This window comes from Halochromatium salexigens (assembly GCF_016653295.1).
In the GTDB taxonomy this organism is placed as follows: domain Bacteria; phylum Pseudomonadota; class Gammaproteobacteria; order Chromatiales; family Chromatiaceae; genus Lamprobacter; species Lamprobacter salexigens.
On record NZ_NHSF01000018.1, the window covers coordinates 1 to 25,946 of the forward strand.

General features: G+C 63.8%; 28 protein-coding genes, 1 tRNA gene and 1 pseudogene. 7 read left to right on the forward strand and 23 right to left on the reverse strand.

Annotated features, from left to right (window positions below):
* Positions 1-196: 196 nt before the first annotated feature.
* Positions 197-379 carry a hypothetical protein gene (locus CCR82_RS03075; protein WP_201243893.1) on the reverse strand — a complete coding sequence of 61 codons (183 nt, stop codon included), beginning with the start codon at positions 377-379 and terminating at the stop codon, positions 197-199.
* Between the two features lie 180 nt (positions 380-559).
* Here CCR82_RS03075 and CCR82_RS03080 point away from each other — a divergent pair, with 180 nt between their 5' ends.
* Together CCR82_RS03080 and CCR82_RS18430 are read left to right on the forward strand one after the other, a co-directional pair.
* Entirely contained in the window at positions 560-1,096 is a 537-nt protein-coding gene (locus tag CCR82_RS03080; protein ID WP_201243894.1) for a hypothetical protein, read from the forward strand.
* 168 nt (positions 1,097-1,264) lie between these two features.
* A pseudogene (locus CCR82_RS18430) lies at positions 1,265-1,711 on the forward strand (SanA/YdcF family protein); the annotation flags it as partial.
* Positions 1,712-1,888: 177 nt separating this feature from the next.
* Here the strand turns inward: CCR82_RS18430 and CCR82_RS03085 are convergent.
* Positions 1,889-2,068 (reverse strand): PLDc N-terminal domain-containing protein, encoded by a 180-nt coding sequence (locus CCR82_RS03085; protein ID WP_201243895.1) that lies wholly within the window; start codon positions 2,066-2,068, stop codon positions 1,889-1,891.
* Positions 2,069-2,109: 41 nt separating this feature from the next.
* On the opposite strand from CCR82_RS03085, the gene CCR82_RS03090 reads away from it, so the two are divergent.
* The 3 genes from CCR82_RS03090 (at position 2,110) to CCR82_RS03100 (ending at position 5,999) form a co-directional block, all read left to right on the forward strand.
* The gene (locus CCR82_RS03090; protein WP_201243896.1) at positions 2,110-3,018 is read left to right on the forward strand and encodes a diacylglycerol/lipid kinase family protein; all 909 of its coding nucleotides are present in this window, start codon (positions 2,110-2,112) and stop codon (positions 3,016-3,018) included.
* A 94-nt stretch (positions 3,019-3,112) separates the two neighbouring features.
* The gene (gene sthA / locus CCR82_RS03095) at positions 3,113-4,510 is read left to right on the forward strand and encodes a Si-specific NAD(P)(+) transhydrogenase (protein ID WP_201243897.1); all 1,398 of its coding nucleotides are present in this window, start codon (positions 3,113-3,115) and stop codon (positions 4,508-4,510) included.
* 1 nt (position 4,511) lies between these two features.
* A complete protein-coding gene (locus tag CCR82_RS03100) occupies positions 4,512-5,999 on the forward strand; it encodes a 2Fe-2S iron-sulfur cluster-binding protein (RefSeq protein ID WP_201243898.1) in 1,488 nt (495 codons plus the stop codon).
* Between the two features lie 75 nt (positions 6,000-6,074).
* On the opposite strand, the gene CCR82_RS03105 is transcribed toward CCR82_RS03100, so the two are convergent.
* Together CCR82_RS03105 and CCR82_RS03110 are read right to left on the reverse strand one after the other, a co-directional pair.
* The gene (locus tag CCR82_RS03105) at positions 6,075-6,263 is read right to left on the reverse strand and encodes a hypothetical protein (RefSeq protein WP_201243899.1); all 189 of its coding nucleotides are present in this window, start codon (positions 6,261-6,263) and stop codon (positions 6,075-6,077) included.
* Positions 6,264-6,641: 378 nt separating this feature from the next.
* A tRNA-Leu gene (locus CCR82_RS03110) sits at positions 6,642-6,726 on the reverse strand.
* Positions 6,727-6,886: 160 nt separating this feature from the next.
* Between CCR82_RS03110 and CCR82_RS03115 the strand changes: the two genes are divergently transcribed.
* Both CCR82_RS03115 and CCR82_RS03120 read left to right on the forward strand, forming a co-directional pair.
* Entirely contained in the window at positions 6,887-7,618 is a 732-nt protein-coding gene (locus CCR82_RS03115) for a hypothetical protein (RefSeq protein ID WP_201243900.1), read from the forward strand.
* A gap of 162 nt (positions 7,619-7,780) precedes the next feature.
* Entirely contained in the window at positions 7,781-8,644 is an 864-nt protein-coding gene (locus tag CCR82_RS03120) for an SDR family NAD(P)-dependent oxidoreductase (RefSeq protein WP_201243901.1), read from the forward strand.
* 75 nt (positions 8,645-8,719) lie between these two features.
* On the opposite strand, the gene CCR82_RS03125 is transcribed toward CCR82_RS03120, so the two are convergent.
* The 19 genes from CCR82_RS03125 to CCR82_RS03215 form a co-directional block, all read right to left on the reverse strand.
* Positions 8,720-9,505, reverse strand: coding sequence for a TatD family hydrolase (locus tag CCR82_RS03125; protein WP_201243902.1), 786 nt, complete (start codon positions 9,503-9,505; stop codon positions 8,720-8,722).
* A gap of 41 nt (positions 9,506-9,546) precedes the next feature.
* The gene (locus CCR82_RS03130; protein WP_201243903.1) at positions 9,547-9,903 is read right to left on the reverse strand and encodes a PilZ domain-containing protein; all 357 of its coding nucleotides are present in this window, start codon (positions 9,901-9,903) and stop codon (positions 9,547-9,549) included.
* Positions 9,904-9,918: 15 nt separating this feature from the next.
* Positions 9,919-10,995, reverse strand: a complete 1,077-nt coding sequence (locus CCR82_RS03135; protein WP_201243904.1) for a DNA polymerase III delta subunit-related protein — start codon at positions 10,993-10,995, stop codon at positions 9,919-9,921.
* 6 nt (positions 10,996-11,001) lie between these two features.
* Positions 11,002-11,697, reverse strand: a complete 696-nt coding sequence (tmk, locus tag CCR82_RS03140; RefSeq protein ID WP_201243937.1) for a dTMP kinase — start codon at positions 11,695-11,697, stop codon at positions 11,002-11,004.
* An 8-nt stretch (positions 11,698-11,705) separates the two neighbouring features.
* On the reverse strand, positions 11,706-12,797 hold the full coding sequence (gene mltG / locus CCR82_RS03145; protein ID WP_201243905.1) for an endolytic transglycosylase MltG: 1,092 nt from the start codon (positions 12,795-12,797) through the stop codon (positions 11,706-11,708).
* Complete coding sequence (gene pabC, locus CCR82_RS03150) at positions 12,794-13,645, reverse strand: aminodeoxychorismate lyase (protein WP_201243906.1); 852 nt, start codon at positions 13,643-13,645, stop codon at positions 12,794-12,796. Before pabC ends, mltG begins: the two co-directional genes overlap by 4 nt.
* A 19-nt stretch (positions 13,646-13,664) precedes the next feature.
* The gene (gene fabF, locus CCR82_RS03155) at positions 13,665-14,903 is read right to left on the reverse strand and encodes a beta-ketoacyl-ACP synthase II (protein WP_201243907.1); all 1,239 of its coding nucleotides are present in this window, start codon (positions 14,901-14,903) and stop codon (positions 13,665-13,667) included.
* Between the two features lie 152 nt (positions 14,904-15,055).
* Complete coding sequence (gene acpP / locus CCR82_RS03160; RefSeq protein WP_200240133.1) at positions 15,056-15,292, reverse strand: acyl carrier protein; 237 nt, start codon at positions 15,290-15,292, stop codon at positions 15,056-15,058.
* A 133-nt stretch (positions 15,293-15,425) separates the two neighbouring features.
* Positions 15,426-16,169 carry a 3-oxoacyl-ACP reductase FabG gene (fabG, locus tag CCR82_RS03165; protein ID WP_201243938.1) on the reverse strand — a complete coding sequence of 248 codons (744 nt, stop codon included), beginning with the start codon at positions 16,167-16,169 and terminating at the stop codon, positions 15,426-15,428.
* Positions 16,170-16,173: 4 nt separating this feature from the next.
* The gene (fabD, locus tag CCR82_RS03170; RefSeq protein ID WP_201243908.1) at positions 16,174-17,112 is read right to left on the reverse strand and encodes an ACP S-malonyltransferase; all 939 of its coding nucleotides are present in this window, start codon (positions 17,110-17,112) and stop codon (positions 16,174-16,176) included.
* Between the two features lie 21 nt (positions 17,113-17,133).
* On the reverse strand, positions 17,134-18,093 hold the full coding sequence (locus CCR82_RS03175; protein WP_201243909.1) for a beta-ketoacyl-ACP synthase 3: 960 nt from the start codon (positions 18,091-18,093) through the stop codon (positions 17,134-17,136).
* Positions 18,090-19,145, reverse strand: coding sequence for a phosphate acyltransferase PlsX (gene plsX / locus CCR82_RS03180; RefSeq protein ID WP_201243910.1), 1,056 nt, complete (start codon positions 19,143-19,145; stop codon positions 18,090-18,092). The genes CCR82_RS03175 and plsX overlap by 4 nt, the downstream gene beginning before the upstream one ends.
* Positions 19,146-19,279: 134 nt before the next feature.
* Complete coding sequence (gene rpmF / locus CCR82_RS03185; RefSeq protein ID WP_201243911.1) at positions 19,280-19,456, reverse strand: 50S ribosomal protein L32; 177 nt, start codon at positions 19,454-19,456, stop codon at positions 19,280-19,282.
* A 23-nt stretch (positions 19,457-19,479) separates the two neighbouring features.
* Entirely contained in the window at positions 19,480-20,079 is a 600-nt protein-coding gene (locus CCR82_RS03190) for a YceD family protein (protein ID WP_201243912.1), read from the reverse strand.
* 41 nt (positions 20,080-20,120) lie between these two features.
* Entirely contained in the window at positions 20,121-21,254 is a 1,134-nt protein-coding gene (locus CCR82_RS03195; protein ID WP_201243913.1) for a sodium ion-translocating decarboxylase subunit beta, read from the reverse strand.
* A 4-nt stretch (positions 21,255-21,258) separates the two neighbouring features.
* Entirely contained in the window at positions 21,259-23,070 is a 1,812-nt protein-coding gene (oadA, locus tag CCR82_RS03200; protein ID WP_201243914.1) for a sodium-extruding oxaloacetate decarboxylase subunit alpha, read from the reverse strand.
* Between the two features lie 46 nt (positions 23,071-23,116).
* On the reverse strand, positions 23,117-23,371 hold the full coding sequence (locus CCR82_RS03205) for an OadG family protein (protein WP_201243915.1): 255 nt from the start codon (positions 23,369-23,371) through the stop codon (positions 23,117-23,119).
* 46 nt (positions 23,372-23,417) lie between these two features.
* Positions 23,418-24,713, reverse strand: a complete 1,296-nt coding sequence (locus CCR82_RS03210) for an adenylosuccinate synthase (protein WP_201243916.1) — start codon at positions 24,711-24,713, stop codon at positions 23,418-23,420.
* Between the two features lie 31 nt (positions 24,714-24,744).
* On the reverse strand, positions 24,745-25,938 hold the full coding sequence (locus CCR82_RS03215; RefSeq protein ID WP_201243917.1) for an ATP phosphoribosyltransferase regulatory subunit: 1,194 nt from the start codon (positions 25,936-25,938) through the stop codon (positions 24,745-24,747).
* Between the last annotated feature and the right edge of the window lie 8 nt (positions 25,939-25,946).

The window sequence follows — 25,946 nt, forward strand, 5'->3', positions numbered from 1 at the left end:
CGCATCAAGCAGCGCTTTGAAGCGCGGCTCTTCCTCGTGCGCGACCGGGCGCAGGGTGATGTCGTGCACGTTCACGCCGCTACCTCGCCAACCAACAGTGGCGGGCAGTTTGGACCAGACGAAGGGAATTGTCCAGAATCGAGGGTAAATCCCTCAACTGCTGGTCAGTCAGAGTCAGAACGGTTTCGCCCTGCAGTCAAATCGCCGACCGAGAGACCAAACGCGCTTTAGGCACATCCGGTGTCAGAATATCCGACGGTACGCCCGGGTGTTGCATCAACGTCGTCTCGGTCACCTCCACCACCAGCGCCGGGGGCGAGCGCTGGCCACGGGGCAGCGCGTCCATCACCAACTCGGCGAAGGCCAACACGAGCGACAAGACATCGCTCAGTCCTATCAGATGTCGTTACAATGCAGCATCGAACAGTACGAAGATTGCGGAACAGCCGCACAAGGAGCACCGATGCCTCAGCCACAGCGCCAGCGCTTTCAGCCAAACGACGTCCTTCAGAAGCGCGATAGGTCTCTAGCCCGCCGAGCGCGCGAATCCTCCTGGCTGTTGGCACCGGTCGCATTCCTCGTCGTGCTTATCGTCACGCTTGGCGGCTGCGCGACCGAGGGCAAGGTCACCGATCCGTCGGTCTACATTGGCAACCCTTTTCACCGTCCTACGGAGTCTGGCTTTCGGGACATGGCACGAGCCGGCTGCGGTTCGATGAGTATCGGCGACAGCACGGTCGGCGCCCTGCTTGGCAAGAACCAGGCCTTCGACGGGCTGATCAGTGCACTTTATCAGGGTGATATCTCTAACGATGAGTTTATGAATCAGGTGTTGCTCCAGCATCCAGCCGCGGATGCCAACATCCACGCAACCGGGTGCATCATGGACCAGCTCGCCCAATGCTTCGCCGAGACCTGCAAGGCGGAGGCGGCGGTTGAACGCCAGAGCGAGGAGGCGGAAAACGACACGGAAGCCGAGAAGATCCGCAGCGCGGTCACGATCGACCCTAGCGAGCTGCCCACGGAAGACTTGCCAGAGATCGACGGGATGATCGAGCAGTCCAAGGAAGAAGATGGTCCGAAGCCGCTCCCCTAGAGACAGTCGCGCTACTTGCCGCCAAGCATGCCCGAGCATGGGCCTCGACCAGCTGGCAAACCGTTAATACCCGGGACCAACCGCGCGCGCCTGCTCAGGAGACCGGTAAAGGGCTGGCGCCAATGGCTGCGTCGCGGCCTGCTGTTCCTGGTGCTTGGCCTCGTCGGGATGCTGGCAGCGCTTGTTTTGGTCGATCTCAGGATCTCCCTCGCAACCCGCGACGCAATCACCGAGACCCTTGACGAGGTCGAGCCGACCGAGGTCGCATTGATCCTCGGCACCTCGCGCGGGCAGCGCGGCAAACCAAACCGCTTCTATCAGGCCCGCATTGAGGCTGCGGCCGCGCTCTACCACAGTGGGCGGGTGCTCGGCATCCTGGTCAGCGGCGACAACGCGACCCGCTATTACAATGAGCCGATCGCCATGCAGAGGGATCTGATGGCGCTCGGCGTGCCCGGCGAGCACATCACGCTCGATTATGCCGGCTTCCGCACCCTAGATTCGATGGTGCGGGCCAAGGAGGTCTTCGGCTTGGATCGGGTGCTGGTGGTCAGTCAGCGCTTTCACTTGGCGCGGGCGATCTTTCTGGCCCGGCGCTTCGGGCTCAACGCGCACGGCTTTGCTGCAGCCGATCCGCCGCATCTCGGTTATGTCAGGGTGCGCGCCCGCGAGATCCTAGCCCGCAGCGCCGCAGTGCTCGACCTCCTCACCGGCCAAGGCCCGCGGTTTCTCGGGGCACGCGAAACGGTGCGTCTCCAGGGGGAACCGCAGCACGACTTCCCTGCTAGCGACTCAGCTCGGTCCAAACAGCAACCAGATGATCAAACCGACGAGCGGCAGCAAGAGGATCACGACGATCCAAAGCACCTTGGCCAAGGTGCCAGCGCCGCTCTGGACGATCTTGATAAAGGCGTAGATCACAACGATCAGGTGTAACAATCCAAGCAGGCCGCCAACTTCAATACCAAGCACCTGTCTGTCTCCAGTCGATTTAAGAACCCAAGCATTAAACCATGTCTCAGGCCGTCATCGTCGTCAACCACCGCGCGGGCGCCGGCGCCCCTCAGGTCGCCGCCCTCGCCGATCGCCTCAGCGAGCACCTGAGTGCCCAAGGGCTGAGCGTCAGCACGATCGCCTTTGGCGATGACCAGGCGGCTCCCCCCTGGCGGCAACGCTTGCAGGCCGCACTGGCGGCGGGAAGCGAGCAGGTCTTTGTGCTCGGCGGCGACGGCACGGTCCTAGCCGTCGCCTCGCAGCTCTTTGGGCATTCGGTCCCGCTCGGCATCATCCCGCTTGGCACGGCCAATCTCCTGGCTCGGGATCTCGACATCCCGCTGCAGCCCGAGGCTGCGGTTGACACGTTGGCCGATGACCCGGCGATCACCGCGATCGATGTCGGCTGGGTCAACGGTGAGCCGTTCCTCTGTGCCTCGATGATCGGCCTGACCACGGCGCTGGCGCGAACCCGCGAGGCGATGCGCGGCCGTGGGCCGCTATGGGCTACCTTGCGATTCTTGCGCAAGGCGCTACTCTTGCTCTGGCGTTATCCATACCACCGTCTGCGCATCTGGCTCGATGGCGAGCAGTTGAATGTCGAGACGCGCGCGCTGGTGATTACCAACAACCCGATCCGCTCGATCGTCCGGCCCCACCCAAGCCGCGACCGCCTCGACGCCGGCCAGCTCGGCCTCTACGGAGTTCACCAAGGGCCGCTGTGGGAGCTTCCGCGACTCGCGTTGCGGCTGATGCAAGGCGACTGGGCGCATGATCCGCGCATCTTCCAACAACAGGCGCGGGCACTGCGTGTCGAGACCCGGCACGAGCATGAGCTGGTGGTGATGAACGATGGCGAGCGCCTGCGACTCAAGACCCCGCTCCTGTACGAGATTCAACCCGCCGCCTTGTGCGTGCTTTCGCCGTAGCAAAAGCGCTTGGCGGCCTGCCGAGCCAAAGGCCTGTGCTAACCTGAGCGTTTACGGCAGGCCGCGCCCCATAAGGCGCCGAGGTAGAGGCAGCATGGCAGTACGAACCTTCGACAGCATCGTGATCGGTACCGGACCGGCCGGCGAAGGCGCGGCGATGAAGCTGGCCAAGGCCGAACAGCGCGTTGCCGTGATCGAGGCTCACGACCAGGTCGGTGGTGGCTGCACGCATTGGGGCACCATCCCGAGCAAGGCCTTGCGGCATTCGATCCAGATGCTCGCTGATTATCGCCGCAATCCGCTGTTCCAACATACGCGCGATCAGGTCGAGGTCGCCTTCCCCGATCTGCTGCACGCGGCCGATTCAGTCATCGACCATCAGGTGCAGACCCGCTACCGCTACTATCAGCGCAATCGTGTCGAGCTGCTGTTCGGCCAGGCCCGCTTCGTCGATCCGCACCAGATCGAGGTGCGCCGTCCGGATAGTGTCGTCGAGCGGATCGAGGCCGAGCACATCGTCATCGCCACCGGTTCGCGCCCCTATCATCCACCGGATGTCGACTTCAGCCATCCACGTGTGCTCGACAGCGACTCAATCCTGCGCCTGCCGTACACCCCGCGCAGCCTGACCATCTATGGCGCTGGCGTTATCGGCTGCGAATATGCGTCGATCATGGCCTGCTTGGATGTGAAGATAAACTTGGTCGACACCCGCGAGCGGCTGCTCTCTTTCCTTGACAACGAGATCACCGACGCGCTCAGTTATCACTTGCGCGAGCAAGGTGTAGTCATCCGCCACAACGAGGCCTACGAACGCGTTGAGCCTAGTGACGAGGGCGTGGTCTTGCACTGCCAGTCCGGCAAGAAGCTCAAGACCGATATCCTGCTCTGGGCCAATGGTCGCAGCGGCAACACCGAGGCCTTGGACCTGGACGCGATCGGGCTAACGCCCAACAGCCGCGGCCAACTCGAGATCGACCAGTCCTATCGCACCGAGATTGCGCACATCTTCGCGGTCGGCGATGTTGCTGGCCCGCCCGCACTAGCCAGCGCCAGTTACGATCAAGGCCGTTTTGTCGGCGCCGTGATCGCCGATGGCCACTGTGACTGGTCGCTGATCGACGAATTCCCAACCGGCATCTACACGGTCCCCGAGATCAGCTCGATCGGTCGCACCGAGCGCGAGCTGACCGCCGAGAAGGTGCCCTACGAGGTCGCCCAAGCCCATTTCAAGAGCATCGCCCGCGCCCAAATCACTGGCCACACGGTCGGCATGCTCAAGCTCTTGTTCCACCGCGAGACCAAGGCCATTCTCGGCATCCATTGCTTCGGCGAGCAGGCTTCGGAGATCGTCCATATCGGCCAGGCGATCATGTCGCAGCCTGGCAACGCCAACACCCTCGAATACTTCGCCGAGACCACCTTCAACTATCCGACCATGGCCGAGGCCTATCGGGTCGCGGCCCTGAACGGACTCAACCGGTTGTTCTGAGATGACCGAGCTGCTTAGCCTCTCTCGCGCCGCACGCCTCGCCGGCGTCACCCGCGCCGAGATCCAAAAGCGCATCCGCCACGGCGAGATGCAGACCTTCGAGGGTCAGGTCGCGATCAGCGATCTGCTGCGCGTCTATCCCAGCGTCAGCCTCGAGAAGAGTGATGATTTCGAACGGGTCGAGCAGATCAAGGCCGAGGCCTTACCGCAAAGCCATGACGAGGAGACGCGCCTGCCAAGTCAGGAGGTGCTGATCACGCGCATCAAGGCGCTGGCCGAGGCGCTAGTGCAACGTGTCGCGCGCGTCGAGGCCCTAGAGCAACTGCTCGATGAGGTGCGCACACGGCTCGACGACCTTGCGCTCGGCACTGGCGATCAGCCTGGTACTCCAGACCTCTCAGCCGAGACTGTGCGCGACCTCGGCGCATGGCTGCAAACGCGTCGCACGGCCCTTGCCGAGAGCGCGGTCGAGGCGGCACAGACCCAACTCCTTGCGAAAGACAGCTTCCTGCGCATTATGTCAGCTAGCGTGCAGATGATCCCCTCCGGGCACGAGTTCTTTGTCGATGGCAACGAATCCATTCTCGAAGCTGCGGTCCGCTCGGGTCTGCTGCTGAACTACGGCTGTGCTAGCGGCAACTGCGGCGAATGCAAGGCGCGCTTGGTCACTGGTGAGGTCTATCGGCTACGCGAACACGACTATGTACTGAGCGAGCGCGAGAAGCAGATGGGTTATCTGCTCACCTGCTCCCACACCGCGGTGACCGATCTGCAGCTGGAAGCCGCCGAGGCGCATTCGCCAGCCGATCTGCCGGAGCAGAAGATCCAAGCCCAGATCCGCAAGCTGGAACCGCAGTCCGGCGGCCTAATGCTGCTCCATGTGCAGACACCGCGCACCAATACCCTCAGATTCATGGCCGGTCAGCGCGCCCGGCTACAGCTTGCGAATGGCGTGATCAACGAGCTGCCGATCGCAAGCTGTCCCTGCAATGGACGTAACCTATTATTTACGGTCCGGCAAGGCGACGACGCTTTCAGCCAAGCCGTTTTCGAGACCGTCACGCCGCGTCAGCCGGTGACCCTGACGGGCCCTTACGGGGACTTTGTACTTGTCGAGGATGCTACCGAGCCGGCGGTGTTTATCGCCCTCGGGGATGGCATCGCGCCGATCAAAAGCCTGATCGAGCATGCGGTCTCGATCGATAGCATCGAGGCCTTCCATCTGTACTGGTCGGTGTCGGCGCCGCGCATACACAACCATCAGCCTTGGTGCCGGGCGCTGCGCGAAACGCTTGATAACTTCGCCTTCACGCCGCTGGTCGACGCGGTCTGTGACGACCTGCTGGCGCTGCTGGAATCCGATCTCGAGAACCTCCAAGGCAATCGCTACTATGTTGCCGGTCCGAGTAGCGCCATTCAGGCCGTCGTCTCGGCGCTGCTTGAGGCTGGGGTGCCCGAAGCGCGCGTCGCTAGCGAGGAACTGGACTGAGCCTTGAGGGCTCGGCAGGGGGGTCAGTCGGGCGCGGCCAGATGCTGGCTAGTCTCTGGCTGGCTGGTCTCTGGCTCAGGCCGCTGCGCTATTGAGCATCCGATTCTGGCGGGGCGGCAGGAACACGGTGCCCTTGCCGAAGCGATTGACCGCCTCGTTGCGGACCCACGCCGGCGCATCGGCGTAGAAGCGGACATAGGTAAACCCGCAATCACCCCGTTCAAGGCTGGCGACCCACTCGTTGAAGCTGTTCGTGTCGTTCATTTGCACTCCTTTTCGGCCCGTTGACGGGCTCGCGTGTCACCTAAGCCTGGTGGCTCTGTGACCTGTTGTTGTGAGGACGCGATCACGTTGGATCGATCCTGATTATTGTGGCCCGACTCCTCGAAGGCTACTTTCCTTGCGATTCCTCATGGACATTTACACGCCAGAATCGACAGCGATCGACTTTACCGCCGATCCGAAACCTAAGGCAGCTTCTGTTTCGACAGTTGAGGGTCGAGAAAGTGCCATCAAGACAGAGGGCGCATCTGAACCGAGACCAATCGGCAGGGGGCTATTAGGGAGAGCGGCGCTAGAGAAATCAAGGGATGGAACAGGGGATCGATCTTGGGGCATGGTGCCGCCACGACGTTTTTGTTTTGGTGCGCGAGGGGGGACTCGAACCCCCACGGGATCACCCACTGGAACCTAAATCCAGCGCGTCTACCAATTCCGCCACCCGCGCGAGAAAAATGGCCGCACAGGTCCGACCATGGGGTTAAGTTTACCGGCTTTTATGCCCAGTGGTCACGTCCGGCGTCAATGCTGCGCGCCGTCGGTCCTAGGCTTGCTTTTTGTTCGCGAACATAGGATGGTCTTGCGCTCATTTTCACTTGGAGATCGAGATGCGTACCCTGCGTTTGTTCTGCGTGCTGGCCGTCGCGTTTGCGCTCACCGGCTGTTTCAAGATCGACCAGACCCTGACCCTGAACAAGGACGGCTCCGGCGTGCTGGATATGCGCTATGGCATGTCCGGGCAAGCGCTCGCTCAGCTCGAGACGATGGAAAAGATGGCGGAGGCGATGGGCGAGGATAGCGGTAAGGCAATGGAGATGGACGCCGATACCCCGTTCGACATGAACTTTGACGAAGCCCAGGTGCGCGAGGAGTTCGAAGCCAAGGGGCTCGACGGCGTCGAGCTCCTGTCCGCAACCTCGGAAACCATCGACGGCTGGCGCTATATGGACATCAAAATGGCCTTCGATAGCCTCGCGGCGCTCCAGCAGACCGACCTCTTCGAGAGTAATGAGGTCTCCCTGGCCAGGAATGCCGAGGGCAACTATGTGTTAACGCAGGCCGGTGGCGACGCCAATGCCAGCGAGGATGACGTCGACAGCGAGATGGAAACGCAGATGCTGCAGCAGATGGCGACCATGTTCGCCGGTATGCGAATTGCCAGTCGGGTCGTGGTCCCGACCGAGATCATCGAAACGGATGCCACCGAGGTTGATGGTCGCACCGCCGCGTGGATCTACGATATCGAAGAGAACCCGGACGTCCTCACCGAGCTGCAGAACATCAACATGCGGGTTGTCTTCTCGGGCGAGGGTGTCTCGATTGACGCCGATCAACAATAGACAATGCGACCATGATCGGCATCATGCGATAACGCGTTTTCATTCCGGCGGCACCCCGTCAAGCCGCCGCCTCTGCCCGATGGCATTGACCTGGAGACAGCAAGACCGACATCCGCAGCTAAAGACAGCCTACTCGACTGACCGACCGCAAGAGGATCTTCGATGGATCTAGCAGAAAAAACCGCCCTCGTAACAGGCGCTAACTCCGGCCTTGGCAAGGCGGTCTCGCGTGCGCTCGCGGCGAGGGGCGCACGCGTGCTGATGGTCGTCCGGGACCCGCGGCGCGGCGAGGCAGCCCGCGCGGAACTCGAGGCCGCCACTGGCAACACGCACCTCGAGCTTTTGCTCGCGGACCTAAAGTCGCAAGCCCAGGTCCGTAAACTCGCCGCCGAGGTCAGGGAGCGCGCGCCGACACTGGATTTTCTGGTCAATAACGCCGGCACCGCCTTTCCGAAATACTGCCTGACCGAAGATGGCATCGAATGCACGCTGGCCGTCAATCACCTAGCGCCGTTCCTGCTGACGAATCTACTCTTCGATCAACTCAAGGCCGCCGCGCCCGCCCGGATCGTCAACGTGGGGACCCGCATCAATGAGGCCATGGAACTCGGCGATTTGAACTGGGAGGGTCGACCGTTCCGCATGATGCGCGCCTATGTCGAGTCGAAGCTCGGGATGCTGCATTTCACACGCGAGTTCGCTAAGCGCATCAAGGGCAGCGGCGTCACCATCAACTGCGTGTTTCCCGGCGTGTTCAAATCCAACCTTGGCGGTACCGACGGCGCCCAGGGACTGTTCTGGCAATCGGTCAGTCTGCTGGTTGGCTGGGCGCTGGCACAACCTGAGCAAGCCGCCGAACGCGTGATGTACCTGCTTGAATCACCCGAGGTGGCTGAGATCAGCGGTGAATACTTCGGCGATTGCCGCGTGATCACGATGCCGGCTCAGGTGCGCGATCCAGCCGCTAACGCGCGCGTCTGGGAGATCAGCGAACGCCTCGCAAATCTCGACGACGCTACGCCGTGAGCCCCGTTGTGAAGCCTTCGCCGTGAGCGCCATGCGGGCTGTCAATCAAGCATCGACCGCCCTTCAACCGCGTGACTACTCGGCGGGCCGAGCAGCACGAAAGAGCCTGAAGAAGTTCTCGGTGGTGATCTCGGCGAGGGTCTCGACCGAGAGACCGCGTAGCGTCGCAATCCGCGTTGCCACATGGGAGACGAAGCGCGGCTCATTCTTCTTACCTCGATACGGCACTGGCGCTAGGTAGGGAGAATCGGTCTCGATCAACAGGCGCTCAAGAGGGACCGACTGCGCAACCTCGCGCAACGCATCGGCGTTCTTGAAGGTGAGGATGCCGGAAAAAGAGATATAGAACCCCAGATCCAGAGCCTGTTTGGCCATGTCCCAGGTCTCGGTGAAGCAGTGCATGACGCCACCGGCCTGCTCGGCGCCGGCGGCGCGCATCAGCGCGATGGTGTCCTCGCGGGCATCCCGGGTATGGATGATCAGGGGCTTTGCGAGTCTGCGCGCGGCTTCGATATGGGCCTCGAAACGCTGACGCTGCCAGCCGAGGTCGCCATCATTGTAGTGGTAGTCGAGTCCGGTCTCGCCGATCGCGACCACGGCTGGATCGGCACCAAGCCGAACCAGCTCATCGACGGACGGCTCTTGGCCGCCCTGTTCGTTTGGGTGGACGCCGAGCGAGACCGAGATATCCGGATAGTCGCTCACGCGCTGGCACATCGCCTCGTAGTGCTCAAGGTCGATGCAGACGCAGAGCATGTGTTGCACGCCCTCCTCGCGGGCCTGCATCAGCATCGCATCGAAATCGCCTTGATAGGGGGTCAAATCGACCCGGTCGAGGTGGCAATGAGAATCAACGAACATCAATGAATCACCTTGGGGAGAGCAGGCTGTGGGGCATGTCCTCACAGCGTATGAGTCGGGCGTTGGGTATCGGTTCCTTCAGACAGGCATTGCTCGAAAGCCTGGCAAATATCATTTTTATCCTGCACGTTGAACTGGATACCAACGCCAGTGGCTCGATTCCCCTCAGCCCCTACCGGTGTCACCCAGACCACCTTGCCGGCGATTGGGATACGGTCTGGCTTATCCAAGAGCTGCACGAGTAGAAACAGCTCGTCACCGAGCTGATAGGGCTTGCTCGTCGGTACGAACAGCCCTCCGTTCTTGATGAACGGCATGTAGGCGGCATGCAGCGCCGGCCGATCCTTGATGACCAGGCTCAGGATGTGGCTTCGCCTATCGACCTGCTCGGCTGACATCGCTCTGTTCTCGATCTAGACCTCGGCGCGGAATCTGTTATGCCCCCGCATCCATGCGAGCTGAGCCCAGCGTACCAACAGGGCCTCGAACAGCAGTTGCTTGTTGACCGGCGCCTCGACAATCGCGCGGGCCTGAAGCAACCGCTGCAACAGCCGGTGTCCGGCGGCTGGCTCGATTCGCTCGGCTAGCGCGTTCAGTGCGCGCCGCGCATCTGGATTGATCAGTCGCGTCAGTGTCGGATCGACCGCCACGCGCAAGAGGTCGGTCAGCCAATCGGTCATGGCCGCGAGCACCGCCAACGCATCGAGCCGTTGCCATTCATTGGCCACGGCGAGTGGATCATGCTCGCCCCGGGCCACGCCCATGATGTCATCGATGAGCCGCTGGCGCAGCGCCAAGGCCTCCGTCGTCGCCAGCGACAGGGCGCGAAACGGTGCCCCATGGGCCAGCGCGAGACAGTGCGCGGCATGGGGCGCGGCATGCGGCATTGGCGCCTTGGCCTGCTCGGCAAGACGCGCCTCCAGCCAGGGTAAGGCCGCTGATTCGGCCGGCACCGGGAGGTTGACCCGCTGGCAGCGACTGCGGATGGTCGGGCTCAGGCGCTGCGGCTGCTCGGTGACGAGCACCCAGACGGTCGACGCTACCGGCTCCTCCAAAGTCTTCAAGAGGCTATTGGCGGCAAACGGATTCATCGCATCGGCCGGCACCAGCGTCAGGACTTTCACCGCACCCCGCGTCGGCGTCAAGGTTTCGCGCGCGCAGAGTTGACGGATCTGCTCGGCGCGAATCTCAGCGCTGGCGGCCTCGGCATCCGGCGCCAGCAGCAGATGATCCGGGTGATGGCCGGCACGCAACAGCACACATTCGCGACACAGGCCACAGGGGCGGGCATCGAGGTCATCCGCGCGACAGAGCAGCAATCCCGCCAGGCGCTCGGCGAGCCGTCGCTTACCGACCCCCAGCGGGCCGGTGATCAACAACGCTTGCCCGAGCCGTGCCTGATGATGCGCGCGCGCCAAGCGTTGCCAGACCGGCTCCAGCCAGGGCGGTAATGGCTCCGACAACGGATCAGATGGGGGCGTTTGCGCCATCTCCAATCAGCGGCCCGCGAGCAGGCGTTCGGCGAGACAGGCCCGCATCTCGGCGGCGACCGCCTCCTCACTCTGATCGGCGCGGATCAGACACACGCGCTCGGCGCAGCGCTCGGCGATCTCCAGGTAGGTCGCTCGCACACGCTCGAAGAAGGCCAGATCCTCGACCTCGAACCGATCCGGGGTCGAGCGCCGGTGCGCGCGCGCCAGTCCACTGGCCACGGGCAGATCGAGGATCAGGGTCAGATCGGGCCGCAGCCCGCGTTGGACGAACCGCTCGAGTTCAGCGATCCGCGCCTGCTCTAGCCCGCGCCCACCCCCCTGATAGGCGTAGGTGGCATCGGTGAACCGGTCACAGATCACCCACCGGCCGGCGCTGAGCGCGGGCTCGATACAGTGCGCCAGATGATCAGCCCGCGCCGCGAACATCAGCAACAGTTCGGCCTCGGTGCTCAGCCCGGTTTGGGCGGCATCGAGCAGCAATCCGCGAATCCGCTCCGCCGCCGGGGTTCCGCCGGGCTCGCGGGTGACGACAGGATCGATCCCCTGTCCTCGCAGCCAGTCGACCAGGCGCGCGAGCTGCGTCGACTTACCGGCACCTTCGCCGCCCTCGAGCGTGATGAACCGACCGCGATCCTTGGCCCCGGAAGCACACGGCGAGGCGTCGAGCGACGCGTCGGATCTGGATGCGCCGGCGTACATGTCGGTCATCAGGGCGCCTCCTCGATCAGGTGGCAGCGACCCCCAAGCTGATATTGGCGCACGGCGCAGTTGTGCTCCTCGAGCGTGGGCGAGAAATGATGGCTGCCATCGCCGCGCGAGACGAAATAGAGCGTCTCGCCATCGGCCGGGTGCAGGGCGGCATGGATGGCTTCGCGCCCGGGCAAGGCGATGGGAGTCGGCGGCAGGCCGTCGATCACATAGGTGTTGTAGGGCGTTGCTCGACGCAGATCGGCGCGGCGGATGTTGCCGTCATAGGCCTCTCCCATGCCGTAGATCACGGTCGGATCGGTCTGCAGGCGCATCCCGCGCTGCAGCCGGCGGACGAAGACGCCGGCGATGTCCGGGCGTTCCTCGGCCAAGCCGGTTTCCTTCTCGATGATCGAGGCGAGGATCAGGGCCTCGTAGGGCGTCTCGAGCGGCAGCCCTTCGGCGCGCTGCTCCCATTCCTCGTTCAGCACCTGTTGCATCCGCTCGTGCGCGCGCTTCAACACCGCGACATCGGTGCTCGCGCGCGCGACCAGGTAGGTATCGGGAAACAGCCAGCCCTCGGGATGCGGCTCGTCGATGCCTATTCGCTGCATGATCTCGCTCTCCGAGAGATCTGCCAGCGCGTGTTGCAGTTTGTCATGATCGGCAAGGCTCTCCACCGCCTCGCGAAAGGTCCAGCCCTCGATCAGGGTGACCGGGTACTGGATCGAACGGCCACGGGCGAACAATCGCAGCAGCTCCAATGGCCGCATGCCCGTGGTCAGCGCATATTCACCGGCCTTGATCTGCCCCTGAAGCTGCTCTTGATAGGCCAGGGCGATGAAGAAATAAGGATCATCGATTAGTCCCTCATCGCGCAGCCGATGGGCCAGCTCGTGCAACCGGGTGCCGAGGCGGATCTCGAAGACCCGTGGCCCCGTCTGTGCTTCGGCCCGTGCCGCGCCCGATGTCTCGCCCAGTACCTGCGATGGCGGCGCGGCGCCAAGCTCGATTGGGCGCGCCAGGAACCGTTGATACTCGAACCAGAGCACCCCGAAGAGGGCAACGCCGACCAGGATCAGGGACAACACAGCCGCAAAAAAGGCTCTCACCACTCAAGCTCCGGTTGCAAAAGCCGAGCGTGGACGCGTTCGAGCAACGTCCAGGGCAGCCGGGACAGCTCGAACGCATGCTCCTCGACGGTACGGATCGGCCAGATGCCGATCACCGCATTGGTCAGGAAGGCCCCGCGCGCGCGAACCACATCGGTCAGTGCGAGGCGCCGCTCGCGAACCTCGAGGCCCGCCGCGCGGGCGTCGTCGAGGACGCGCGCGCGCGCCGTCCCGGCGACGCCACAGCGGTCGATCAGCGGGGTCTGCAAGACACCGTCCTCATCGATCAGGAACAGGTTGCTCATGGTACCGCAGACCAGCCTGCCCTCGGCATCCAGCATCAGGCCTTCATCGGCGCTGGCATCCGCCCATTCCGAGCGCGCCAGCACCTGCTCGAGCCGATTCAGGTGCTTGAGACCGGCGAGTTGGGAATTGATTCCGAGCCGGGTCTGACAGACGCGGACGCGGGCCGCGCGGTCGCTGATCCTGGCCTCGATGCTTGGCGGCGATTGCTCAGTGAGCATCAGGATGCGCGTGGGCTTGGGCTCAGGCGGCGGTCGGTATCCGCGCGCCGCAGGGCCGCGGGTGAGGATGATCTTGAGGATGCCGCATTCGACACCGTCACCGAGCCGGGTGGCTTCCTGCTTCAGCCGGGCCGGGGATGGCACCGGCAGCCCAAGCCGCACGGCACCGCGCGCGAGCCGATCGAGATGAGCGAGCCAACAGCAAGGGCGACCGGCGCGGATCGCGATGGTCTCGAACAGGCCGTCTCCATAGGCGAGGCCCCGATCCGAGACATCGAGATCCGCGCGCGCCTCGCCATTGACGAGGCAGCGGTGGCGAGGCAACGAACGCGACGGCGCCCGACTAGAGCCGTTTGAAGGCGAGGGTGCCGTTGGTCCCACCAAAGCCGAACGAATTGCTCAGCGCGAGATCGATCTTCATCTCGCGTGCGGTGTTCGGGACATAGTCCAGATCGCAGTCCGGGTCCGGGGTCTCGTAGTTGATCGTCGGCGGCGCCACCTGATCGCGGATCGCCAGCACCGTGAAGATCGCCTCCGCGCCACCGGCCGCACCCAGCATGTGTCCGGTCATCGATTTGGTCGAACTCACCGCCAACTGATAGGCCCCATCGCCGAAGGCACGCTTGATGCCCTTGGTTTCAGCGATATCGCCCGCTGGCGTCGAGGTGCCGTGGGCATTGATGTAATCGACCGAGGATTGATCCATCCCCGCATCGGCGAGCGCCATCAACATGCATTCGCTCGCGCCCTCGCCGCTCAGCGACGGTGCGGTCATGTGATAGGCATCGGAGTTCATGCCGACACCGACGAGTTCAGCGTAGATATGCGCATTGCGCGCCTTGGCGTGCTCATATTCTTCCAGCACCATGACACCGGCGCCATCACTGAGCACGAAACCATCGCGGTCCTTGTCGAACGGACGGCTGGCGTGCAGCGGATCATCATTGCGCGTCGAGAGTGCTCGCGCGGCCGCGAAGCCGCCCAAACCCACGGGTGAGGTCGCCATCTCGGCGCCGCCGGCGAGCATCGCGTCGACGATGCCGCTGCGGATCATGAAGGCCGCGTCGCCAATATTGTGCGTGGCGGTGCTACAGGCGGAGACGATCGAGTAATTCGGCCCCTTGAGCCCGTACTTGATCGAGAGATCGCCGGCAACCATGTTGACGATATTGGCGGGCACGAAAAAGGGTGAGATCTTGCGCGGCCCGCCCTCGAGGAAGGCACCGTAGTTGTTCTCGATCCCCGTGATGCCGCCGATACCGGAGCCGATCGCCACACCGATGCGCCGACAGTTCTCCTCGGTGATCTCCAGGCCCGCATCCTCGATCGCCTGGCTCCCGGCGCCGATCCCGTAATGGATGAACGCATCCATCTTGCGTGACTCCTTCTTGGAGACGTACTGGGTGACGTCGAAGCCATAGATCGGGCCGCCAAAACGGCTACTAAAGGAGCTCACGTCGAAGTGGGTGATGGGTTGGATGCCACTCCGTCCCGCTAGGATGCTCTCCCAAGCGGACGGGATGTCGAGACCCACCGGAGCGACGATGCCGAGTCCGGTGACAACGACCCTTCTGCCTGACATGAATGACCCCTCAAATCTAGATAGCGACAGACAGCCGCCAAACATCACAGGCCCAGTGCCGGATCACGCAAAGGCATGACAAACCCGGCGTAGGAACCCAAAAGATCACGGCTGACGCGCCTGGGCGCGCCCGGTGATCATGAACAGGCGACTCAACCGAGATGCGCGTTGACGTAATCGACGGCCTCTTTGACCTTGGTGATCTTCTCGGCATCCTCGTCCGGGATCTCGGTCTCGAACTCTTCTTCGAGCGCCATGACGAGTTCGACCGTATCCAATGAGTCAGCGCCTAGGTCGTCGACGAATGACGCATCCATGGTCACTTCTTCTTCCTTGACGCCCAGTTGCTCGACAACGATCTTACGCACCCGCTCTTCAACGCTACTCATGATTGTTAAACCCTCAGGATGTGGAGACACGTCACCCTCTCGATGAGAGGCCGCGCCATTTTAGAGACAAACAACGGCGGGCGAAAGCTCGACGAAGGCCAAGCCAGCCCATCCAACGATGATGATTTGTTTTTCAAATCATCAGCATCCCACCATTGACATGAATGGTTTGGCCGGTCACATAGGCCGCCGCCGGCGAGGCCAGGAAGGCCACCGCGGCGGCGATCTCCTCGGGCGCCCCCAGCCGGCCGAGCGGAATACTGCCGAGCAGCGCCTCGCGCTGTGCCTCGGGCAGTTCGCGCGTCATATCGGTATCGATGAACCCGGGCGCGACCACATTGACGGTGACCCCGCGCGGACCGATCTCGCGCGCCAGCGACTTGCTAAAGCCGATGAGACCGGCCTTGGCGGCGGCATAGTTGCACTGCCCGGCATTGCCGCTGACCCCCACCACCGAGCTGATGTTGATGATGCGCCCATGGCGCGCCTTGGTCATCGAGCGCATGCAGGCCTTGCAGAGGCGAAAGACCGACGAGAGATTGGTGTCCAGGATCTCGTCCCACTCCTGTTCTTTCATGCGCATCAGCAGATTATCGCGCGTGATCCCGGCGTTGTTGACCAGGATGGTCGGCCGCCCGCCGAGCTGCTCTTCGACCGCGGTGAGCGCGGCCTCGATCGAGGTCGGCTGCGTCACATCCAGGCAGAGGCCAATCCCCGCGCTATCGGCGTCGGCAAAACGCGCGGCAATACGAGATGCGCCACCCTCGGTGGTCGCCGTGCCCGCAACCTTGGCGCCGAGTCGCGACAGTTCGCTGGCGATGGCCGCCCCGATGCCACGGCTGGCGCCGGTGACCAGGGCGATCTCTGCGTCGAGCATGGAATCAGACATGAGCGCTCGCCTCGAGTGCATGTGATAAACCGTCTGGATCGAACACGGGCAGGGTCGTCAGACGTTTGTCGATCCGTTTGTTCAGACCGGCCAGCACCTTGCCTGGACCGGCCTCGATGGCCAGTGACACGCCCCGCTCGGCCACCGCTTGCACGGTCTCGACCCAGCGCACCGGACTGAACAGTTGTTGCGCCAAAAGGCTGCGGATCTGCGCGGGCGACTCGGCCGTCTCCACGGTCACATTATGGATCACCGGGATCGACGGCAGGTGCAGCTCGGTTCGCTCCAACCGCGCGGCAAGGTCCGCGGCGGCATCCTGCATCAGCGCGCAATGCGAAGGCACGCTCACCGGCAGCAGCACCGCGCGTTTCGCGCCAGCGGCCTTGGAGGCCTCGATCGCTCGCTGTACCGTATCACGCTCTCCCGCAATCACCACCTGTCCGGGCGCGTTGAAATTGACCGGCGCCAGCACCTGCCCCTGGGCCTGGGTCCGACAGAGGTCGCCGACCGCCTCGTCATCCAGGCCCAATAGCGCCGCCATCGCGCCCGCCCCTTCTGGGACCGCTGCTTGCATCAAACGCGCTCGCTCGGCCACCAGGCGCAGCGCATCCTCAAAGGTCAGTGCGCCCGCGCAAGAGAGCGCACTGTACTCGCCAAGACTGTGCCCGGCCATGACCGAGGGCATTGCACCGCCCTGCTCGCGCCAGACGCGCCAGACCGCGACCCCCGCGGCCAGCATCACCGGTTGCGTGTTCGTGGTCTGATCCAGGGCCTCCTTGGGCCCCTCTTGGGCGAGCTGCCAGAGGTCGCGACCCAGGATCTGCGAGGCCTCATCGAAGGTGGCCTGGACTTGCGGATGGGCGCCCGCGAGTTCGGCCAGCAGGCCGAGCGCTTGCGAGCCCTGTCCGGGAAAGAAGAAAGCGGGATGCATGCTGATCGATCGCTCCAATGGTCAGTAGCGCAGTAACGCCGAGCCCCAGGTAAAGCCGCCGCCAAAGGCCTCCATCAGCACCGTCTGCCCGCGCTGGATGCGCCCATCGCGCACGGCCCGATCGAACGCGAGCGGGATCGAGGCCGCCGAGGTGTTGCCATGGTCAGCCACCGTGACGACCACCTGCTCCATCGCTAGATCGAGTTTGCGGGCGGTCGCCTGGATGATGCGCAGATTGGCCTGATGCGGAACCAACCAGTCGATATCGGCGCGCGTCATATGATTCGCCGCCAAGGTGTCGTCGACGATCGCCCCCAGGGTGGTGACCGCAACGCGGAACACCTCGTTACCCTTCATCTGCATGTACGGCGAGCCATTGCCGCCATTGCCGATGCCAGCCGGCACCTGCAACAGCTCCCGATAGGCGCCATCGGCATGCAGGTGCGTCGAGATGATTCCCGGCTCATCGGCGGCACCAATGACCACCGCCCCAGCCCCATCGCCGAAGAGCACACAGGTCCCACGATCGGTCCAGTCGAGGATACGGGACAGGGTTTCGGCACCAACCACCAGGGCGCGCTTGGCGCTGCCGGTGGCAATGAACTTCTCAGCCACGGCCAAGGCGTAAATAAAGCCAGTGCAGACGGCCTGCACATCGAACGCGGGACAGCCATGGCTCTCTAGGCGCTCTTGCAGCAGACAGGCGCTGCTCGGAAAGGTCTGATCCGGGGTGGTCGTCGCCACCACGATGAGATCCAGCTCCGAGGCCGCGACCCCGGCGGCCTCCAAGGCCGCGCGTGCCGCGCGCTCCGCCAGATCGACACAGGTCTCATCGTCCGCGACGATGTGGCGTTGTCGAATACCCGTGCGTTCGCGAATCCAGCGATCGGAGGTGTCGACCAAGCGCTCCAGTTCCTGGTTGGTCATGACCTTGGCTGGCAAGGCGCTGCCGGTGCCGAGGATGCGCGTATACCGGCTCACGCCGACACCCGCGCGGATGGTTGCAATGACAGCGCGCGCGCCTCGCCTAAGTGCGCCTCGACCTCGCGCTCGATGCGCGCGATAACCCGCGAGCGAACCTCTTGATCCGCGATGCGCAACGCATGTTCGAACGCCAGTTCGTCGGCACCCCCATGGCTTTTGATCACGATCCCACGCAGTCCAAGCAGGCTCGCCCCATTATAACGGCGCGGATCGACATCAGTGCGGAATCCGCGCAGTACGGGCAGTGCCACCAAACCGGACAGACGACTCAGCAGGTTGCGGCCGAAACGACGCTTGAGCATCTGCGCAATGAGCGTGGCAACACCTTCGCTGGCCTTCAACGCAACATTGCCGACGAAGCCATCGGAAACGACGACATCAACCTCGCCGATGTAGATATCGTCACCCTCGACATAACCGACATAGTTCAATGAACTTGCGGCAAGCAGCTCATGTGCCGCGCGCACCTGATCATTGCCCTTGATCTCCTCTTCGCCGATGTTGAGCAGCCCCACGCGTGGCATCGTCAGCCCCTGCACGGCGCGCACGAACTCACTGCCCATGACGGCAAATTGGAACAGGTGCTCGGCGGTGCAATCCACGTTCGCACCCAGATCGAGCATGTGCGTTTGTCCCTCGAGCGCCGGAATGGCCGTGATGATCGCGGGCCGATCGATATGCGGCAAGGTTTTGAGCACGAATCGCGCGGTTGCCATCAACGCGCCCGTATTGCCGGCACTGACACAGGCATCGGCTTCACCCTGCTTGACCAGATCGATGGCGACCCGCATCGATGAATCCTTCTTGCCGCGCAACGCCTTCGAGGGAAGCTCGTCCATTGCCACCTCTTGTGAGGTATGGCGAATGAGTACGCGCTCGTCATGCGCGGCCCAACGCGGCAGATGCTTAGCAATCGCATCTTCCCGGCCAACCAGGATCAAGCGGCAATCCTGGCGCTTGCCAAGAAAGCGCATCGCGGATGGCACCACCACCTCGGGACCATGATCGCCACCCATGGCATCCAACGCAAAGGTCTGTGGAACAGCCAAATCGGTGTCTCCTGAGGGATCGTGCCTGCTTGCAAACGCGCTGGACGCGCTAACAATGATCGCGACGCAGCCGTTCGACGGGCCTAGCTAGCCAACAGCCAACCCGGATGCGTCAGGCAAATGAGCGGAGGACCTCAACCGTCCTTATCGATCACCTTGCGACCGCGGTAGAAACCGTCCGGAGTCACATGATGACGGCGGTGGATCTCACCGGTCGTGCCATCTTCGGAGAGGGTTGGGCGCGCGAGCGCGTCGTGCGAGCGGCGCATACCGCGCTTCGAGGGGGTCTTGCGATTTTGTTGAACGGCCATTTCGATCTCCGCGTGGGTCGCGATTAGTCCTGACTTTCAGTGTCGTCTCGTTGTGTCTTCAGCGCCGCCAAGGTTGCAAATGGATGCCGCTGGCGATCCGTCCGCGACGAGCGTCCGTCGCGCTCGATATCGGCCAATGGGGCGACCGTGCTCGGCACCGGCGGTGGCTCGCACTGGCCCTCCGGATGTCGAGGTATCGCTGGAACGGCCAAGATCAGCTCGTCTTCGATGAGATCGGAGGCGCGCATCAACCGATCCTCGATCATGAGCGGCTCGTACTGCGCTGGCAGGGCCTTGGCCTCGTCGAGGCCCTCGACCAGGGCGAGACTAACCGCTGTATCGACAACAAGGTCGTAGCGCTCGAAACACCGCTGACAGCATAATGGCAGCTTAGCGGCGACCTGGCCTAGAACACTCGAACGTCCATCGGCGTCGCGACCGAACTCGAACCGATAATGCACCGCATTCAATGCCTTCGCGCTGCTCGATGCCCGCGAATCCTCACCTTGCCAAAGCAGCTTGGATAAACGGGGCAGGCGCACCATCGCCATCTCGCCCTCGAACACCGAGCGCTGTGCAACCGCTTTTCGGGGGTCGAGAAGATCCGGAAAAGAGACCGACATAAGCCTTCAAATATAAAACGGGGAGCGTAGCGCTGTCAAGATCAGCCTCCTGTCAAAGCAAGCAGGACACCGGCCGCAACAGCCGAGCCGAGGACACCGGCCACATTCGGCCCCATCGCGTGCATCAGCAAGAAGTTGTGTGGATTGCTCTCGAGACCGACCCGATTGACCACGCGCGCGGCCATGGGCACCGCCGAGACACCTGCGGCACCAATCAAGGGATTCACCTTACCGCCCGTGGCCCGGTACATGATCTTGCCCATCAACACGCCAGCGGCGGTGCCGATCGAGAACGCCAACGCCCCCAGCACCAAGATCCCCAAGGTCTCGATGGCGAGGAATTTTTCCGCCGAGAGCCGCGAGCCGACCGCGAGTCCGAGCATGATGGTAACCACGTTGATGATCTCGTTCTGCGCCGCCCGGCTGAGGCGCTCCACCACGCCGCTCTCGCGCAGCAGATTGCCGAACATCAGCATGCCAATCAGCGGCGCCGCCGAGGGCAGCAGCAGCCCGCAGAGGATCATCACGACAAAGGGGAAGAAGATGCGCTCCAGGCGTGAGACCGGGCGCAACTGCTCCATTACCACGGCGCGCTCCTTCTTGGTGGTGAACAAGCGCATGATCGGCGGCTGGATGATCGGCACCAAGGCCATGTACGAATAGGCCGCGACCGCGATCGCCCCGAGCAGATCGGGCGCCAGCCGCGAGGCCAAAAAGATCGCCGTCGGCCCGTCGGCGCCGCCGATGATCGCGATCGCCGAGGCATCCTGCAACGTGAAATTGAACCCGGGCAAGGCATTCAACGCCACCGCCCCGATCAGGGTGGCGAAGATCCCGAACTGCGCCGCCGCACCGAGCAGCAGGGTCGAGGGCCGCGCGATCAAGGCGCCGAAATCGGTCAGCGCGCCAACGCCCATGAAGATCAGCAGCGGAAAGATACCGGTCTGGACACCGACACTGTAGATCATCCCGAAGAGACCATCGGGGCCGCCGATCCCGGCCACCGGGATATTGGAGAGCACGGCGCCAAAACCGATCGGCACCAGCAGCAAGGGCTCGAACTTCTTCGCGATCGCCAGGTAGATCAGCCCGCAGCCGATGACGACCATGAGCGCCTGCTGCCAACCGAGGTTGGCAACGCCGGTCGACTCCCACAGAGTGAGCAATGCATCCATGGACTCAGCCCAAGGCGAGCAACGGCGCGCCGAGCGCCACCGCGTCACCCTCCTTGATGCGGATATCGCCGACCCGGCCCGCCGATGGCGCGCGCACCTCGGTTTCCATCTTCATCGCCTCGAGCACCAGCAGCACATCGCCCGACGCGACAGTCTGATCGACGCGCACCTCGACGCGCACGATGGTCCCGGCCATCGGCGCGGTGACCACGCGCCCCTCGGTGATGGTCGAGACCTCATCGGCGGTCTCGGTGGAGCGCACACGCTCGACCGCTCCCTGTGGCGACACCGTGACATCGTAGCCCTTGCCATTGACCTCGACGTGATAGCACTCGGGCTCGGTGCTGGCCGCCGGCGCGCCAGCCGGCGTCGCGGCGGGAGGCGCCGCAGGGGCCGGTGCCGGTGCTGCGTCTTCGATGTCCCAGGGTGGCGGCTCGAAGGCCGAGGCATCACCGCGATGCTCGAGAAACTTCAGCCCCACCTGCGGGAACATGGCATAGATCAGCACATCGTCGACCGCCGCCTTGGCGAGCTTGATGCCGTGCTCCTTGGCAATGCCACCAAGCTCCTTGGTCAAGCGCTTCATCTCCGGTGCCAAGTCATCGGCCGGCCGGCCGCTGATCGGCTCCTCGCCATCCTTGAGCACGCGCGCGCGCAGCTCGGCGTTGACCGGCGCGGGCGTGGCGCCATAGGCACCGCGCAGCACGCCGGCGGTCTCGTTGGTGATGCTCTTGTAGCGCTCACCCATGAGGACATTGAGCACGGCCTGACTGCCGACGATCTGCGAGGTCGGCGTCACCAGCGGGATGAAGCCCAGATCCTCGCGCACCTGTGGGATCTCGGCGAGCACCTCATCCATGCGTTCGGCGGCGCCCTGCTCGCGCAACTGATTCTCCATGTTGGTGAGCATGCCACCCGGCACCTGGGCGACCAGGATGCGCGAATCGACGCCCTTGAGCGAGCCCTCGAAGCGCGCGTATTTCTTGCGCACCTCACGGAAATAGGCCGCGATCTCCTCGAGCAGCATCAGGTCGAGGCCGGTGTCGCGCGGCGTGCCATCGAGGATGGCGACCAGCGACTCGGCCGGCGAATGGCCGTAGGTCATGCTCATCGACGAGATCGCGGCGTCGACCACGTCGACGCCAGCTTCGGCGGCCTTGATGTAGGTCGCGGTACTCATGCCGGTGGTGGCATGGCAATGCAGCGCGATCGGCACCGCGCAGTGTTCCTTGAGGCGGGTGATCAGCTCCTCGCAGACGTAGGGCCGCAGCAGCCCGGCCATGTCCTTGATGCAGATCGAATGGCAGCCGAAGTCCTCGAGCCGCTTGCCCATCTCGACCCAATAGTCGATATCGTGCACCGGACTGACGGTGTAGGACATGGTGCCCTGGGCATGGGCATCGGTCTCGAGCGCGGCGCGAACGGCCTGCTCGAGATTGCGCAAATCGTTCATCGCATCGAAGATGCGAAACACATCAACGCCGTTCTTGGCCGCGCGCTCGACGAAGGCTGTGACCACATCGTCGGCATAGTGGCGATAGCCGAGCAGATTCTGGCCGCGCAGCAGCATCTGCTGGCGCGTGTTCGGCATCGCCGCCTTCAAGGCGCGCAGGCGCTCCCAAGGGTCCTCGCCGAGATAGCGGATGCAGGCATCGAAGGTCGCCCCGCCCCAGGTCTCCAGCGACCAGTAGCCGACCTGATCGAGCTTGGGCGCGATCGGCAGCATATCCTCGAGTCGCATCCGCGTCGCCAACAAGGATTGGTGGGCATCGCGCAGCACGAGATCAGTGATGCCGAGAGGTGTCGGTTCGCTCATGAGCCTAGGTTCCAGGTTGGATTCCACGTCAGGTTGGATGCCGGAGTCATGGCCGCCACCGCGATCGATAGCGGGTGACGGCGGCCGTGATCACCGCAATCAGCTCCGCGTCCGCCGCCTGCTCAGTCATCGGCGCCATCGGCGTCGCTGGCAGTGTTTGCGCCTCCAGCGGAGACAAGCGATGCGCCAGCCAGGACATGATCCGGAGTAACAAAACCAGCAACAGCAGGAAACTGAAGACAGTCCCCATGCCGATCGCCATCAAACTGAGGCTTTCTTTGACCAGGGTGGTATCGAGCATCGCTGCGCTCCGCTAGGGACATGACCGGGCGCCGAGGCGGCCGCGTTCAATCATCGAAGGAATCACGAATCATCAGGGTCTGAGCACGATCGGGCCCGGTCGAAACCAGATCGATCGGCACGCCGCCGAGTTCGGAGAGGGCGTCCAAATAGGCCCGCGCCTCTTTCGGCAAGGCGTCGAGCGACTCGGCGCCGACCGTCGAGGTCTGCCAACCCGGCAGCTCGATGTAACGCGGCGTGCAGCGCTCGAGTTCATCGGCGGTGATGGGCGGCGCCTCCAGTTCCCGGCCGTCGAGTTCGTAGGCGACGCAGATGCGTAGCCGCTCCATGCCGTCGAGCACATCGAGCTTGGTGATGCAGAGCCCGGAGATGCTGTTGACAATGAAGGCCCGTCGCAGCGCCACCATGTCGAGCCATCCACAGCGGCGTTTGCGCCCAGTGGTAGCCCCAAACTCATGCCCGCGCGCGCCGAGCTGCTGACCCTCGGCATCATCCAACTCGGTCGGGAAGGGGCCACCGCCGACACGGGTGGTGTAGGCCTTGACGATCCCGAGCACATAGTCCAAGTCGAGCGGACCGACCCCGCTGCCGCTGGCCGCGCCACCGGCGGTGGTGGTCGATGAAGTCACATAGGGATAGGTGCCATGATCGATGTCCAGCAGCGATCCTTGGGCGCCCTCGAACAAAACGTGGGCCCCTGCGGCGCGCAGGCGCGCAAGCTCGCCGCTGACATCGGCCATCAACGGCAGGATCTGCTCGCGTTGAGTCATAGCCTCGTCCAGACTGTGCTGGAAATCGATCGGCTCCGCCGCGAATTGCCGCTGCAGCACGAAATTGTGCTGATCCAGCACCTCGCGCAGCCGTTCCTCGAACAGCGTGGGATCGGCCAGCTCGCCGAGACGGATGCCGCGGCGCGCGATCTTGTCTTCATAGGCTGGGCCAATACCGCGCCCGGTGGTGCCGATGGCCTTATTGCCGCGCGCCTTCTCGCGCGCGGCATCGAGCGCGATGTGATGCGGCAAGATCAGCGCGCAGGCGGGGCTGATGCCGATGCGCTCGCGCGCCGGGATCGCGCGTTGCTCGAGCATCGCGAGTTCGGTGAGCAATGCCTCGGGCGAGAGCACCACCCCATTGCCGATCAGGCAACGCACGCCTGGGTGCAGGATGCCCGAGGGAATCAGGTGCAGGATGGTCTGCTCGCCATCGATGACCAACGTGTGGCCGGCATTATGGCCGCCCTGGAAGCGCACCACCGCATCGGCGCGCTCCGTCAACAGATCAACGACCTTACCCTTGCCTTCGTCACCCCATTGGGTGCCGATCACGACGACGTTCTTACCCATGGATTCCTCTTCTTCTCCTCGCGGGACCGTCTCAAAGGGCCTCGTCTGGCACCAGTTGCCAGACGCCATCGACCTGAGCCAGTCGCTCGCAACAATTGTAGTCACGCGGGGTCCCGCGCTGCCCGGGCAGCTCATGGAGCACCTGGCGGCCTTGCGCGCGTAAGTGCTCGACCGCGCGCTGCAGGGCGGGATCGGGGTCCCAAGGCACGAGCACGGCGCCCGGGCGGGCCTCATCATCCGCAGCCCGGGCCGAGAGTGCAATCAACCCCTTGAGATCGGCGCTGAAGCCCACGGCCGGCCGGGCCCGGCCGAAGACCTGTCCGATGTCGTCATAACGCCCACCGCGCGCGATCTCCAGGCCCCAACCCGGCGCGAAGGCGGCGAACACCACCCCGGTCTTGTAGGTGTAACCGCGCAGCTCGGCCAGATCAAAATGCACCGGAAGCCCCGGCAGCCAATGCGAGAGTTCCTCGGCCACCGCCTTCAGCCGCTCGAGCGCCTTGAGCACTTGCGGATCAGCCGCGCGCAAGGCTGAACTCGCGCGCGTCAAGGCGTCCTCGCCATTGAGTTCGACGAGCGACAGCAGCATGCCGCCGACCGGTCCAGCGACCCCAGTCTCGGCAATGATCGCCTCGATCTCGGCGCTGGCCTTGCGCTGCAGCGCATCGAACAAGCGCAGCTCGTCGGCGCGCGTCAACCCCGCCTGCTGGATCAGTCCGCGATAGATGCCGACGTGGCCGAGATCCAAGTGCGGCGACTCTATCCCTGCGGTCTCCAGGGTGCGGACCAAGAGGCGCAACACCTCGACATCGCTCGCGGGCCCATCGTGGCCATAGATCTCGGCACCGATCTGCAGCGGACTGCGGGTGCCGGCGAAACCATCGGTGCGCGTGTGCAAGACCGTGCCGAGATAGCAGAGCCGGGTGGAAATCTCGCGGCGCAGATGATGGGCGTCGATGCGCGCGACCTGCGGGGTCATATCGGCGCGCACCCCGAGCATGCGCCCGCTCAGCTGATCGGTCAGCTTGAAGGTCTGCAAATCCAGATCCCGCCCGGTGCCGGTCAGCAAGCTGTCCAGATAATCGATGAATGGCGGGATGACCAGCTCATAGCCCCAGCGCTGATAGAGGTCGAGCAGGCAGCGCCTGAGACGCTCCAGTTCGGCCGCCCGCGCGGGCAGCACTTCTTCGATGCCAGTCGGCAACAGCCAACGCTCGTCGTTCATGGGATGAG